Annotated in this window: 11 protein-coding genes; 2 read left to right on the forward strand and 9 right to left on the reverse strand. The window is 38.4% G+C overall.

The window, feature by feature from the left end:
• Positions 1 to 11 precede the first annotated feature (11 nt).
• The 7 genes from F931_RS11200 to F931_RS11230 all read right to left on the reverse strand — a co-directional run bounded on the left by F931_RS11200 (position 12) and on the right by F931_RS11230 (position 10,283).
• A complete protein-coding gene (locus tag F931_RS11200; RefSeq protein ID WP_025470336.1) occupies positions 12 to 701 on the reverse strand; it encodes a hypothetical protein in 690 nt (229 codons plus the stop codon).
• A 685-nt stretch (positions 702 to 1,386) separates the two neighbouring features.
• Positions 1,387 to 2,292, reverse strand: coding sequence for a tetratricopeptide repeat protein (locus tag F931_RS11205; RefSeq protein ID WP_016141472.1), 906 nt, complete (start codon positions 2,290 to 2,292; stop codon positions 1,387 to 1,389).
• A gap of 478 nt (positions 2,293 to 2,770) precedes the next feature.
• On the reverse strand, positions 2,771 to 3,838 hold the full coding sequence (locus tag F931_RS11210; protein WP_016141473.1) for a PoNe immunity protein domain-containing protein: 1,068 nt from the start codon (positions 3,836 to 3,838) through the stop codon (positions 2,771 to 2,773).
• Positions 3,839 to 3,964: 126 nt separating this feature from the next.
• Complete coding sequence (locus F931_RS11215; protein WP_016141474.1) at positions 3,965 to 4,828, reverse strand: type VI secretion system immunity protein, TaeI family; 864 nt, start codon at positions 4,826 to 4,828, stop codon at positions 3,965 to 3,967.
• Between the two features lie 13 nt (positions 4,829 to 4,841).
• A complete protein-coding gene (gene tafE, locus F931_RS11220) occupies positions 4,842 to 6,431 on the reverse strand; it encodes a type VI secretion system effector DNase TafE (protein ID WP_016141475.1) in 1,590 nt (529 codons plus the stop codon).
• A 6-nt stretch (positions 6,432 to 6,437) separates the two neighbouring features.
• Positions 6,438 to 9,281, reverse strand: coding sequence for a DUF2345 domain-containing protein (locus F931_RS11225; protein WP_016141476.1), 2,844 nt, complete (start codon positions 9,279 to 9,281; stop codon positions 6,438 to 6,440).
• A gap of 108 nt (positions 9,282 to 9,389) precedes the next feature.
• Positions 9,390 to 10,283 (reverse strand): LysR family transcriptional regulator, encoded by an 894-nt coding sequence (locus tag F931_RS11230; protein ID WP_016141477.1) that lies wholly within the window; start codon positions 10,281 to 10,283, stop codon positions 9,390 to 9,392.
• Between the two features lie 98 nt (positions 10,284 to 10,381).
• Here F931_RS11230 and F931_RS11235 point away from each other — a divergent pair, with 98 nt between their 5' ends.
• Together F931_RS11235 and F931_RS11240 are read left to right on the forward strand one after the other, a co-directional pair.
• The gene (locus F931_RS11235) at positions 10,382 to 11,722 is read left to right on the forward strand and encodes an MFS transporter (protein ID WP_016141478.1); all 1,341 of its coding nucleotides are present in this window, start codon (positions 10,382 to 10,384) and stop codon (positions 11,720 to 11,722) included.
• The gene (locus F931_RS11240) at positions 11,715 to 12,116 is read left to right on the forward strand and encodes a hypothetical protein (protein WP_016141479.1); all 402 of its coding nucleotides are present in this window, start codon (positions 11,715 to 11,717) and stop codon (positions 12,114 to 12,116) included. Before F931_RS11235 ends, F931_RS11240 begins: the two co-directional genes overlap by 8 nt.
• 85 nt (positions 12,117 to 12,201) lie before the next feature.
• Here the strand turns inward: F931_RS11240 and ybdR are convergent, their stop codons facing one another.
• Positions 12,202 to 13,365, reverse strand: a complete 1,164-nt coding sequence (ybdR, locus tag F931_RS11245) for a zinc-dependent alcohol dehydrogenase (RefSeq protein ID WP_016141480.1) — start codon at positions 13,363 to 13,365, stop codon at positions 12,202 to 12,204.
• Positions 13,366 to 13,607: 242 nt separating this feature from the next.
• Positions 13,608 to 14,558, reverse strand: coding sequence for a 3-hydroxyacyl-CoA dehydrogenase NAD-binding domain-containing protein (locus F931_RS11250; protein ID WP_016141481.1), 951 nt, complete (start codon positions 14,556 to 14,558; stop codon positions 13,608 to 13,610).
• Positions 14,559 to 14,571: the final 13 nt, after the last annotated feature.

Here is a 14,571-nt window from a genome sequence, read left to right on the forward strand (position 1 = left end):
TCTATTCCGGATTATTTAATTAAAGGGTCAAAAGGCGAACTTTTTGATTTATTCACAGTGGCTGCAGGTGCAGTTTTAGGTTTTACTGTAGTCGTCTTTGCTGGGCTTGATACTCGTTTATTTGATGTTCTAGAAGTACTCGCTTTATTACGCGTTACATACTGTTTTTTATAACTTCTCTTTTCATTATCATCTGAGCTACTATCAGAACTCGCTTTAAAGCTCGATGGATCAGGAGCAGGCATCGCAGTGTGAATATTTTCAATTAACTGCTTTGCAGGAGGATAAGTCACATCATTGCTTAAATATCTCAATTCCTGAGTACGCATTTGCTGCAAAGAATTATTTGCAATGCTCACACCAGATAAAAACAAGACATCTGTTATTAATGAACCGCGTATATTTTGACTTTGCAATTGACTTGCTAAATTCAATGCTTTAACTGGTTGATTGGTCTGATAAAACCGCATAGCAGCTTTAGCTAATAAATCATTTTTTTGAGTTGTATTATCGCTATCACAAACTTGTTTAAAAATATTCAATAACTCAGGATCATTTTGACCTTCAGCTAAAGGGTTCTTCTTAATACAACTTTTTTTAAGTTTTACAGGCTCTAGTTCTGCTGCTTGAGCATATGATAGACCGATAATGTTTCCAGTCAAAAAAAGTATCAAAATACTTCGTTTCAACACAACTTTCATTCCTCTGTTTTCTTATTTATTCAAGGCTTTACCGAAAAGTTAATATTCTTAAAACATTAAAAAATCAGTCTAAAAACCTTATATTCAAAAAATTTAGACGCAGTTTATCATATAAACAAACATATTTTATATAAAAATCATATCAACTTAAACTAAAAGTAAATAGTTAAGATGCTTATAAAATATAGCTTAATAAAGTTATTCTTATAAAAATATAATATTGTTATTTTTTGTAATTAAAAATAAGTTGCTGTTTTTTATAGATTAAATAAAAATTAAAACTAAACTTAAAATTATCATAAATATCACTTAGTTAAGATTTACGAAACATTTTCTTAAAAAGATTTTATCTAATAAAAAAGATAAATAGATTAAATGATTGTAAAAGATACATTTCAAATTTATGAAACTAGAAACTCGGTATAAATAAAAATCGACTTGTCAAGACTAATCTGTCTATTTGGTATATTTTTTATTTCAGTTTGCAAGAGCAAGTAGAACTAATAAAGCCCGTAGATTTGCAAATAACCATCTTTCCTTTAGGGCCAAGCTCTTGCACAACTCAAAATCATATTTGATATCAAGAAAATTAAACTATTTGGCTTTATATTTTTAAAAAATATTGCGATTTTTTAAGTTTAGAAAAGCTCTTCTATTCAAAAGAGCCTTTTATTTAAGTATAAATTTATATTTTAGACTTCCAATAATTAGCTTTTTCAGGATTATACTTTGAACTACTATCATCCGAATAAATATTAAATAACAACTCTATTCCAGCCTTATTTCCATTGCGTACAGCCATTTCTGCATATCGTATTGACTCATCTAAATTTTGTTTCATACCCGCACCATTATAATATTTAAGAGCAGTATTATATTGCGCTAACGCATGTCCATGATCAGCCGCACGCTTAAACCAAACAAGTGCTTTAAGTGGATCTTGCTCTACCCCCTCACCTCGCTCATAAGCCAAACCTACATTGTTTTGTGATTCAAGATCTCCCTGTTCAGCAGCTTTTAATATCCATTTAAAAGATGCTTTGATATCCTTTTTAACGCCATCTCCACCATATAATTGAGCAGCAACTACTGTCTGGGATTGTATGAGTCCTAACTCAGCAGATCGAATAAAATATGTAAACGCTTTTGCTCTATCCTGTTTTACATTTAAACCTTTGTAATATGCCAGCCCAACATTATGAATTGCGGAAGGATTTCCCTTTTTAGCGCCTTCTTCAAACCACATTAAAGCTTTTTTATCATCTTTTTTTACAACTTCATTGCCATTTCGATAAATCAGCCCTAATTGAAGCATGGCATTTGAGGAGCCTAATTGTGCAGATTTCTCAAATAGTTCCAATGCTTTCTTTTGATCAAATTTTTCACCTTCGCCTGTGACATACATAGATGCCAATACAAGAATAGCCTCAGCATCATTTGCTTTTGCAGCCTTTTCTAGTTCATGTTTAGACTTATATTCAGATACATCTTTATAATCTTTAGTCAAAGCTCCGTGAGTGTGTTCTTCTTTGTCTTGAGTGCATGCAGATGTGAATAATATTAAGGTAATGACAAACAATCTAAGCTTCATTAAACAAACTTTTACTTCAAAAATTTTTCTTATCAAAATAATATTCTAGATAAGGATCTTGACCTTTTAATAAGTGAGCCAATCTATTTTCTGTCCGTCTGGTCGTAGTTCGATTATTTAATTCACCTTAGAAATTCCCTCACATCAAAAAGCCTATCAATTGGATAGGCCTCATACATAACGGATTAAAATATTATTGATTTTCCATAATAAAAATAATCAAAATCTTCATCTATTAACAATTCACTCTTTTTTACAACTTTCCAATTTTGCATGTATATCTTTAGAAAATACTAAATAGAATAATGGAAGGCCCTAACGGGCTTTAAGCATCCCCACCTCGGCATTGCTCATCCACAAATTTCCCTATATCAAGTATTATTCGTAGAGTACCACGACAAGCTAAAAACTCTAAAAAGCTAGTTCAAAACTGAAGATTTCCATTGCGCTTTATAAAAATGCCCTTTCGGGCATTCAATTAACTCTCACCATCCCAATACCAATACACTTCACCCCAGTCCGTTTCTGAAAGTATTGGCAAGATTGCACCTTGCGTAAAATACAGTCGTGTATCAGGTTTAGCTGGAGTAATCCAATGACCTGTTTTAATACAGGCTTCGCCACCTTTTACTTTTATACGCTCTGACTGTTCCTCATTTGGAATTACATTTGATTGTGTACGCGCAAAATCCACTAAGTCTTTTGGATAGAACTCATGTTCACGATATAAAGTATCATCTATCTCTAATAGCCAGGTTACTGCTGCGGCTTCCCATGACCAATAGCCGTAATAACTAACACCAGATCTTAGATCAGTTTGTGGATGTTGGTCATGATAAGGTTCTCGACGGCTTGCTTCATACCAGCTTTCTAAATATTGCAGCATTAAAGCAGGTCGTTGCTCTGGCGCGGCATTAAACACCTTAATTAACTTTCGATAAGGCAAATGTCTTCTGGCTTCATCTGGTGGAGTGCCACGGTCCGCTATAAATGGAGCAACCAGACGTTCGATTAAACCGTCTTTTTCCTGCCCTTCTGGAGTGGCTTCAACATAGTCAATAATCTGCATAATCCGATACATTTGATCAGCATAACCCGTCAATAAACCGAAACAGATTAAACGTAAAGCAATATACCAATAGTCTTCTGTACCTAAACTGATATGCCAGACATAGCGACCACCAGCATCAGGGCTTAAATTATATAAATGACTGGTTTCAGCATATTCTTCAGTCCAATGAAGTAGGTAAGGATAAAGCTCTTTAATAAAGCCAATATCCCCACCCGCCGAATATTGCAAAGAAATCAAATCTAAAGCATCTCTTAAACGTTGATGACCCGCAGCAATGTAACCGCCAAACTTCTTTTCATTTTTATAATTGCTAAAGCCATCAGTAACTAAATACAATCCATTTACAAGCTCATCAAAGTTTTCATGATAATCCTGTTTTAATAAATGATTATCTCTAAAATTGCTTTCATCAGTAATTTCTAAATCTAACCATTTTTGCCAATCTATTTCTTGATCATTGACTATTATTGACATTCTTAACGCTCCAGCACTTCATTTGACCTAACAAATTCTAAAGTAATTTCATGTATGGTCACTCTGCACTAGAACAGGCAAAATTATAAATAATTTGCAAACAAAAATGCCCTTTCGGGTATTCTATTAATCTTCACCATCCCAATACCAGTACACTTCACCCCAGTCTTGTTCCTTAACTTCAGGAAAAACTTTCCCTTTCTTACAATAATGACGTGTATCTGGTTGTGCAGGCGTTGTCCAGTAACCTGTTCTAGGACAAACTTCTCCAGCTTGAACAGATTCTTGATATTGTGATTCAGCATTTTGTCCACTTGTTAAATCGTCCACACTATACGGTGTCCCATATAGAGCAGCCGAAAGGTCCTCAAAAGTTCTCAGTCTTAATGGAGTCACCTGTTTTAATAACTTCATGTGAACTGGAAGATTTACTTTTGCCAGATATGTTAAGGACTCTTCCCCACCAAATGCCAAAGCAGGTTCAAATGCATACATTTCATCTGCCTTTAACACCCCTAGTTTTTTTACAGCTCGATCAAATAGCTTCTTCCCATTTTTATCAATATGATCTAATGAGTCTTTATCTGAATAGAAAAAAAAGAGGTCTCCATAAAACTCAGCACCTTCTTCTTGTAATCCATTATCATGCAAGATACCTTCCATCGTTTTAATGTAATATCTACCATAGTTACGTTCGCCCCAAATTAACAGCTCACCAAATGCGGAACGCGCCAACACATGGTAGACATCATCATCTGGTAATGGCGTATCTTCCAACCAGTCATAAATCACTTCAGCATAATCATCTGGGTTTGTAATCCAGTACAAACCATTCAAGTAACCTGCAAAACCAATAATTCGCCACTGTTCTAAAATACTTTCAGGCAGTTTACCCCGATATTTTTTTATGAGGTCCTCTGGGACTTCAACTTTATCAATTGGCTCACCAAACAGTTCTTTAAAATCTTTTGCATAATCTGGATGTAACATATTTAGAATCCTCTTATTTACAACGTTTTAATTCAACATCCATCGCATCTTTCCCCATGCCCTTCGCTTTAGCCTGAGCCGCTGCTGTATCCATACCATCTAGACGCCGCTTTGCTGCCATTTGGGAACCAATAGAACGGTTTACGCCACTATGCCCGAAGTCATCTAATTTTGGTGGTTTTGTAGGATCATGTTTAACATCAAAGCCACCCAATTGCATATCCGGGTTATGTAAGACATCCAAGCCCTCTAGGGTCTTTTTAGCATTACTATCTGCTAAATTCCTCATTTGAACTGGTGACAGGTTTGGTTGTTCTTTTGCTATTTTACCCATTTCAGATCTTCTTAACTGCCCAAGCATATCCTCTCGAATTTTCTGTTGTTCAGAACCCGTCCCAGCTCGCTTATATTTTTTATAAGTTTCACGATTTTTTTGGTACTCATCTACGGTCAGACGGTTAAGACCTTCCTCTTGTCGCTTAAGCTGACGATCAAACTCGGCATCCAGCTCAGCCTGAGATTTACCAGTCTTTTTCCCCCAACTATTCTTCAACCCTTTTTTCGGTTCCAAACAAGGCTCAACCACATGCTTCGGTTTCATTTTCCTTGGCGGTGGAGGCGTTTCTTTCTTTTGACGATGGCTGGCTTCTGTTTTTTTACCGGAACTAACATTGGCCTCATAACGCCCTGTAGGGGTGTTCTTACCGCCCCCACCTGCATGTGCCATTGCTAATGGTTGTTGAGGTAATAAACGACCGACTGCCTTATCGACTTCATCACACAACTGATCAATATACTTTTTGATGGTATTTAAAACATGGTTTAGTGTTGCCTGAAATTTTGCTAAGGCGGCTTTCAATGCGCCATTGAACCTTTTCAAACACTTATTAATTACAGATAGGATTCGGTTAATGTTATTTTTTAAAGCATTAAAACCTTGTATCGCTATGCCCTTCCAAGGTCGAGACCTTAACCATGCCTCAGGTGCCTTGCCCCATGGACATTTGATTTTGAGTTTTGTTAAAGCTTCCTCAAAATATTCCATGAACTTAAATAACTTGACCTTACTGACATCTTTCGCACGACTCGATTTCACAACGGTTTTGATTGCCGAACCAACTTCAGGAATGATCCCTACACTTGTGAGAGCCAGTGCCATATAGTTATCTTTCGTTCGGGCTTTCTCATCCGATAAGGTGATAAAGTTTGCAATCAAATCACGGATATCACACACCTGATCAGCTACAGGTATAAGACTAATAAGTCCACCAACAATAATCTGAGACATTGAAGGGTCTTTATTAAAGTCACCTTTGAGCATGCCCCACAACCAGCTCCCTTGATCAGCGATTACTTTACCGGTGTTATAGTGAGTCACGGCCTCATTGTAATGAGCCTGCCCACTGTAAAATAATATCTTTTCCCACCATGACAAATTAGGATCAGGCTTACTCGTATCATAGGTCATATAACCTTTATACATAGCTGGGTTATCATTGAGATACTTTGCTAATTTTTCAGCACCATACCAGAACTCCTGTTGTATTTCCTTAGGTCGTTCTGCGATCTTAGACCAGAATTGTTGATTTTGAGGATTTGGCATAATTCTTTATTCCTCTTTTCCAGTCTTTGCACTGTTTCCAAGTTGAGTAAACCAGTCATCTACTTCTAAAGCTGGAAACTCATCTTTACTTTGGTCTTCCCCATATTGGATTTTGGCTCGTCCAGCAGGTACGCCACTCACAATAGCCTTACCCGAAGCATCTAATTTTCCTTTACGGATAGAACCATCCGATAATAGAACCTCATAATCAGCACCTTTAACTGGTGTGCCATCACTATGTAAATATTCCAGTACTAAGTCATCAGTCTTAATTTCTTGTGTTGGTAAAGAAGGCAAAGCATAGTTCGCTTTTGCCCCTCCCATAAACACATGCTGCCCAGCCTTCACCTCAAACTTACCGCCAGTGACTGGGAAAATTCCCGAGCCATTAATCTTGATTTGAGACCCACCTGCCGTGATAACGATTTCTTTAGAAGCACTAATTTCAATTTTGTCTTCTGTTGAAATAATTTGAACAGCTTTACGGGCAATTAAGTCTGCTCCGTCAACTTGTGCTTGTATTTCAACTTTGCCTTTGCCTGCATAGAGTCTTGCCCCTTCTTGAGCTGCAAAAAGGCTGATTTTATTTTGGGCATGCGCAATCAGGTTCTTTTGAGTGGTCAGGTTAATGCTATCACCAGCAGTTTGACTTAACTGAGCATCTGCGCTGAGGTGAATGTCTTCATTACTGGCTAGAGCAATACTGTTAGGTGCGGTCAATATCATCAAGGCTTGCTTAAAAGCGGCAGCTTTGTCTTGATCTTTTTCTTCAATTTGTTCTATGAAGGTTTTTAAGTTCTCAAGAACTTCCAATGGATCAGTTTGCTGATTTTTAGCAACTTCACTGAGTGCCTTGGCATTGCTAAGACCGCCTTCAATTTGCTGTTTAGCCTCAGCTGCGTCTAAGTGTACGCCTTGGGCTTGGTCCTGTTTATGAGTACTAAGGAGTAAGCCACTGCCAGCTCTTATCGCGCCCCACTGGTCAGTTCTAAGTTCGAAACCTTCACCACGACCGTCACTTTCGGCTTTGTCTTTTGGATGGCTTAAGTTACCGAGGTTTAATTGGCTTGCCGCATGGCTGCTTTGTAGCTGGGCACTGATTTGCCCTGTGGTGTCATCAAAACGTAACTGGTTAAAACCTTTGCCATCGACTTCTTCGGAGCGGATGCCGCTGAGTTTTTTAGTGTCAGGTAATTGGCCTTTCTGGTCGAATTGCGTTGGGTGGCGTTCAGCTTCATGAATACGGCCCACCACAAACGGGCGGTCAATGTTACCGTCAAAAAAGTCGATGACCACAATCTCACCGACACGTGGTAAGAAGCGTGCACCATAACCTGTACCTGCCCAAGGGGTCAGTACATCGACCCAAGCGGAGTCGGTGTCATTGTCGTTACTACCTGCGCCACCGTCATGGCTATGGTCGTCAGTTCGAGTAAACAGGAAACGGACTTTAATACGCCCCCACTGGTCAACATGGATGCTTTCACCCTCTAACCCCACCACTCTAGCGCGCTGTGGGTAAGCTGCTGGTCGGTGCTCTAACGGGCTATATTCAGGGACAGCTTTAACATTACGTCGAACAACATTCAGCTCAGCAAAATGGCGTTGCTCAGGATTTTGCGTGTCGAGTTGGGCAGCTTTGAGCTTATCCTTTGGCAACAGACGCTCAAGTTGCTGTTGTAATTCTTTCGGTAAATTATTCTGGTTATAGTAGTGTTTGCTTAAGATTAAGAACTCTTTATCAGCACTGTCGTGTTGGTCGAGTTCTGGGTGATCATTAAGTTCAAACCAGTAACCCACCTGTGCATCGCGGACGTTGCCTGAAACGGTAAATTGTTTAGAGTTCAAGTGATGGTAAGCATTAATGTGCTGGTTAAGCTGTTCAATCTGGCTATTGCCTGAAGCTGTAGCTTGGTCTTCACCGTTTAAGTCTTGCATCCACGCTGGGCTAACATGCCATGCATCTTCAAGGTTTAAGCTGGCATTGTCATAGTGTTCGCTGTGCTTTTGTGTACCTTGTACGCTGCCACTACCCTCTTCTTGTTGCAGGGCATCGGCTTGCCAGCGTTGCACATGAACAGATGTCGGCTGTAAGCGGCGCTCAGCTTTAACTTGGGTAATGGTATCAAACTGCTCTGTTGCACTGCTGCGTTGATAACGTAGGCTACGACGGTCAAGCGCCTGATAATTTTGGTTATCATCAATTAAGCGCAAGACTTGTGGCTGAATGGAAGCATTTGGATCTGCGACAAAAAGCTGAGATTCATCGACCAGCCAATTAATGCCTTCGCTACGCCACAAACGGGTTAAAAAGTCATAATCGCTTTCATTTGACTGCATCATAAATGGACGCACATCGTAGTCTTTAATTAAGCCAGATGTGTCGAGCGTTAAGCTTGGGGCAAATAGCGGGCTTTTGCCCTGCCATTCTTTAAACAGAATTTCGCTAATGTCCCGCACGCTTTTGTTCATAAACACGCGGCTATTACGGCGTTTATGCCAGAGTGCAGTTGGGTCTTTTAAGGTTAAGTTATAAATGGTGAGTGAGCCGTCGCTTTGCCCCTGACTCGCTTCGATAATAATACCTGTTGTTCTAAAAAACTGACCTGTGTCAGTGACCTGATCGACAGCAACCTGACAGCCAATAAATTGTTTTAATGCAATATGCGCGTTCGTCGACAGACACAGTAACTCAGCAACGCTGCCTTGGTTGAGCGTATGTTCGCCCTCAATGCGCTGTAAGAAGACTTGGTTATTTAATGATGCGTTGGAGAATTGCACATGAAGAACGCGGTTCTGTGCAACTAAACCTAAACTATCTAAAATTTGAAATATTTTATGGGACATCATTATTATAAAAACTGAGTCATAATCGCCGTTATTTTATAAAAAACAGACAGAATTGTCTATTTATATAAAATAGTTTAGCTTCCATAACTTACATAATTTTTAGTTTATCTAAAAAGAAAGACGACTTACTAAAAAATCTATAAAAGCACGAGTTTTGGCTGATAAATTAGAAGTATTCGGGTAAAGCAATTGAATATTTTGTAATGGCAAAGAAAAATCTGGTAATAATCGAATTAAGCGATTTTGTTGAATATCTTCATCAACTAACCATGCTGGACAAATCGCCACACCTAAAGATGAAAGAGCCATTTGGTGAATTGCAGTAACCGAGTTTGATTCATACTGACTTCGAATAAATGGTAATGAATATTGCTCCCCTAAACTGTTTTGCAAAATATATTGTGAATCTTGCCAATTTAATAAGGTATGGCCAATCCAAGGAACAGCCGCTAAATCGGATATATTTTCTATAGGATGGTCTTTTATAAACTGCGGAGTAGCCACAAGATAAATTGGATATTCTCCGATTTTTCGAGTTTTTAGAGAGGAGTTTTTTAAATTCCCTAGCCGAATAACCAGATCTAATTTTTCAGTCACTAAATCATCGAGAGATGAATTAAACGAGTACTGTAAACGTAAATGTGGATAAAGCCGACAAAACTCAGGAAGCAATGGGAGAATAAAACGCTGTCCAAACTCATTAGTTGACGAAAACCGTAAAGTGCCTGTAATACTTGTTCCTAAATACTGACTACGTTCCAAAGCCTCAGCAATATGAAGTTGAATTTGCTTAAAATCTTCATAAAACTGTTGACCTATTTCTGTCAATGCAATGTTGCGGGTATTACGAATTAAAAGGCTTGTATTTAACTGCTTTTCTAATTGTTTTATATCAATACTTACCATTGATCGGCTTAAGCCTAAAGTTTCAGCAGCCTTAGTAAATGATCCAGAATCAACGACCTGTAAAAAACTGGTAATTTGCTTAAGATTTTTTTGCACAATTTAGCCGATTGTTTGAAATTATTAAACAATGATTTTACTTCGCCTGCATCGACAATAAAAGTGCTGGATCTTACCCTGCCTGCTCGGAGGTAGGTATGTCTTATCGATATAAAATAGCAACGGTGTTTTTACTTGGGTTCTTTATTGATTGCATTAATATTTTTATGTCAGCAATCGCATTACCCAATATTGCAGCATCATTTTCAATCAACCAGAGTATGGTCGCTTGGGTAACAAATGCTTATATTCTAGGTCTGATTCTAATCATGCCAATGAGTTTATGGTTAGCCAGCAAGTTAGGAAATCAAAAGTTATTGTCTTTTTCAATGCTTCTATTTTCTTTAAGCATCTGGCTTATTGGCTCAAGTGAATCGATTTATAGCTTAATTTTTTGGCGATTTATTCAAGGCATAGCAGGTGGTTTATTAATTCCAGTCGGACAAGCACTGGTATATGCCTTATTCCCAAACCAAGAACGCCAACGCATTTCTACAATGATTATGGCAATTGCGCTTATTGCCCCTGCATTTTCACCAGCGATTGGTGGAGCGATTATTGATTCATTAAACTGGCGATGGGTATTTTTTTCAAATCTTCCCTTTTCTTTAATTGCTTCGGCTTTAGCATGGTTATGGATTAAACAAACAGAGAATGTACCTAGCGTAAAACCTGATATTTGGGGCTTACTTATTTTTAATATAAGCCTTTTATGTTTATTACTCTCCTTTTCGTTTTATGGGGATTATCATAATGCCACGTTGGCTATAGGCAGTTTTCTAATTTCGGTCGGAATGCTTACTTTTTATCTTCATCATGCAAAGAAAACCGATCATCCAGTTCTCAACCTACAATTATTAAAAAATAAAAATTTACGCAATGCATTTATTATTTATTACGCTGTTCCCGGTGTTTTTACAGGCGTTAATTTACTCAATATTTTTAATTTACAGATCAACTTTGGCTTTAATGCAAAACAAACCGGCTTATTTATGTTGCTCTATGCAGCCGGTGCATTGGCGGCGATGGTCAACGGCGGACTGCTCTACCAAAAACTGGGTAAAAAATATTTACTTATCATTGGAATTATATTGCATAGTCTTGGTATTTTCTTTTTAGTTTATATTTCCAATAGCAATCAATTCAGCCTCTTAATTTTCGCTTATTTATTGATGGGAATGGGAGGCGGACTAAGTGCCAACATTGCCCAAATTAGTTCATTGATTGATTTCACTGGAAAAGATTTATTACAAGGAAGTGTGCTCTGGAATATTAATCGGCAAGTTTCATTTAGTGTCGGCACGGTTGTTCTTATTTCAATATATAACTTGATGTCTTCTTCAAACGGCATAATCGGTTATCAACATACATTTTTAATTGCAGCTCTACTCTGCATCATTTCATTAATTCCCATTTTAAAGGAGAAAAATCATGTCTAACCCAATGGATCAAGCCATTCAAAGTGTAATTGACTTGCATGTGTTGATCGAAAATGTATTTACAGGCCAAAATGCAGAACAAAATCTGAGCCCGCTTTTAGATAGCTTTGATCAAAATTTTAAGATGGTAACGGTTCAAGGTCAGAGCATTGGTTTAACTGAAGTGAAGAGTTTATTCAGCCAAAATATGGGCAAGAAACCTTCTTTAAAAATTAGCATTCTTAAAAGTGCAGCTTTATACGAATTTGAAAATTATTGTTGGGTGCAATATCAGGAACATCAGCAAACTGATGAAACCGAAACATTACGCACTTCGACGGCCTGCATTAAAGTAGAAGACGAAAAATGTTATTGGGTTTACTTACATGAAACTTTAGTTCCACTCGACAATTAAAAATCGATGCCAAATTTTCAAAAGCCTCTTCACATTAGTAAGAGGCTTTTGGATGATTAGAAATGGAATGATAAGACTAAGAATTTTAAGGAAGCAGAATCACCTTACGGCAGTCCTCTTCTCTTTCATTAAAAATACGATATCCCTCTGCGGCGTCTTCTAATTTCATTCGGTGGGTAATGATGGTTTCAGGTGTTAATTCGCCACGCTCAATCAGTTCTAAGAGTTGCGGTAAATATTGATGCACATGGGTTTGGCCCATTTTAAAAGTTAATCCTTTATCAAAAGCATCGCCAAATAAGAAACCATGAATCGGACCTGCATATACACCCGGTACACTCACCACTCCACCACGACGAACTGCCGCAATACATTGACGCAGTGCTGCTCCACTTGAACCTTCTAGTTTTAAATTGGTGAGAACTGTTTCAATCACACTGCCCTTTGCTTCAAAACCAATTGCATCAATCACAGCATCGACGCCGCGGTAATTGTCTGTATGTTGAATAATAAACTCGGCCGCATCGACTTCATCAAAATTCACTGGAATGGCGCCGTATGTTGCCGCTGCATAATTCAATCGATAGTCATTGTGATCGACCATAAATATCTTTTCAGCACCAAGCATCTTGGCACAAGCGGCACTTAATAGTCCGACTGGACCAGCACCATAAATTGCAACGGTTGAGCCACGTTTCACTTGGGCATTGGTCACGGCTTGCCAAGCAGTCGGTAGAATATCAGTCAAGAAAAGTACTTTTTCATCTGACAGTGAAGTTGGCACTTTAAAAGGGCCTTTATTGGCTTTTGGTACACGCACATATTCCGCTTGCCCACCCGGTATACCGCCGTAAAGATGACTATAGCCAAATAAAGCTGCACCTGGTGGAATTTGTTTTTTATTAATAATTGCGCCGCGCCCTGTATTAGTAGTTTCACATGCAGCGGTCAGGTCAAGTTGGCAAAAGAAACATTCACCACAGGCAATGACAAAAGGAACAATGACTCGATCACCCTTTTTCACTGCGGTGACGGCGGGACCGACCTCTTCAACCACGCCCATAAACTCGTGCCCAAAGATATCACCCTGCTCGGTTCTAGGGATTTTGCCTCGATATAAATGCAAATCAGAGCCACAAATGGCTGTGGCGGTCACGCGCAAAATAATGTCATCCGGTTCTTGAATAATAGGGTCTGCTACAGTTTCTACTCGAACATCTTCTGCACCGTGGTAAGTAAGAGCACGCATATTTTTATTCCTCTATTTTCTATCATGTCATTTGATTATGAGGAGGCTTTCTTTACGGTTTGCAACGTTTCTTACCTTTCACGTAAGGCATATAGTGCAAATGCAACGCGACAGAGATTTCAGTAACATTTAATGAATGTAAATTAGTTTTTGCGAGGGCTGTTTTTGTTATTTAACCCAGCAAAAAGCCAATCATCCATGCACTAAAGCTAAAATGATTGGCTTTGTCTTAAAAATTTGAATTAATCTAGTTTAAGTTGCTGTCTGAGCTTTAAAATATCAACCAGACCTTTGTCTCTGGTTTGATATAAATCGACATCTTTATATTGGTTTAAAAGCTGGTTGGTTTCTGCTTCCAATAACTCTGTTGTCTCGTCGGAATGTTGAAATGCGTGCATATCATTCCACCATTCTGTCATTGGTGGGCCTAAATGATGAATTGCCTCTTTAAACCCTTTTTGGTTTGCAAGCTGCATATTAATATAGGGTCCAAAGAGCGCCCATCTTAAACCTGGCCCACTGGTAATCGCGACATCAACATCTTCGGCAGTGCACACGCCTTGTTCAACCAATGAAAAAGCTTCTCGCCATAGCGCAGCCTGCAAACGGTTTGCGACATGTCCTTTTACTTCTTTATTTAAAACGATTGGGTGCTTACCCAACTGTTTATAGAAATCAGAAGCTTGTTTTAAAATTTGAGGATCTGTCAAATTACCGCCAACGATCTCGACCAAAGGTAAAAGATGAGGCGGATTAAAAGGATGACCTAATAAAATACGTTCAGGATGCCGCGCCTCTTTTTGAAAATCAGACACTTTTAAGCCCGATGAACTTGAAGCAATAATGGTATGTTCAGGGCAATATGCTGTGATTTCTTGATATAACTGTTGTTTTACATCGAGACGTTCAGGGGCATTTTCTTGAATAAAATCTACATCTGAAACCGCATCTTTTAAGTGATTAAAAATTTCCAGATGAAGCAGCACATCTTGCGGAGAATAACCGTGTTCAGCGTTTTGGTCTAAAGCCAATAAATCGTTTAAATTTGCAGATATTCTATTTTTAAAGACCGCTTCATCAATCGGATACGGGTCATAAACCTTAACTTTAAATCCTTTATATAAAAACAAAGCAGTCCAACTTGCACCTATTACACCAGCTCCAACAACACCAACCGTTTTAATGACTTCCATATTTTCCTCGTAA

It is taken from the genome of Acinetobacter pittii ANC 4050 (genome assembly GCF_000399685.1).
Classification (GTDB): Bacteria; Pseudomonadota; Gammaproteobacteria; order Pseudomonadales; family Moraxellaceae; genus Acinetobacter; species Acinetobacter pittii_E.

Coding starts and splice junctions, on each gene's coding strand:
- F931_RS11200 (WP_025470336.1), bottom strand. CDS start 701: ATGAAAGTTGTGTTGAAACGAAGTATTTTGATACTTTTTTTGACTGGA.
- F931_RS11205 (WP_016141472.1), bottom strand. CDS start 2,292: ATGAAGCTTAGATTGTTTGTCATTACCTTAATATTATTCACATCTGCA.
- F931_RS11210 (WP_016141473.1), bottom strand. CDS start 3,838: ATGTCAATAATAGTCAATGATCAAGAAATAGATTGGCAAAAATGGTTA.
- F931_RS11215 (WP_016141474.1), bottom strand. CDS start 4,828: ATGTTACATCCAGATTATGCAAAAGATTTTAAAGAACTGTTTGGTGAG.
- tafE (WP_016141475.1), bottom strand. CDS start 6,431: ATGCCAAATCCTCAAAATCAACAATTCTGGTCTAAGATCGCAGAACGA.
- F931_RS11225 (WP_016141476.1), bottom strand. CDS start 9,281: ATGATGTCCCATAAAATATTTCAAATTTTAGATAGTTTAGGTTTAGTT.
- F931_RS11235 (WP_016141478.1), top strand. CDS start 10,382: ATGTCTTATCGATATAAAATAGCAACGGTGTTTTTACTTGGGTTCTTT.
- F931_RS11240 (WP_016141479.1), top strand. CDS start 11,715: ATGTCTAACCCAATGGATCAAGCCATTCAAAGTGTAATTGACTTGCAT.
- ybdR (WP_016141480.1), bottom strand. CDS start 13,365: ATGCGTGCTCTTACTTACCACGGTGCAGAAGATGTTCGAGTAGAAACT.
- F931_RS11250 (WP_016141481.1), bottom strand. CDS start 14,558: ATGGAAGTCATTAAAACGGTTGGTGTTGTTGGAGCTGGTGTAATAGGT.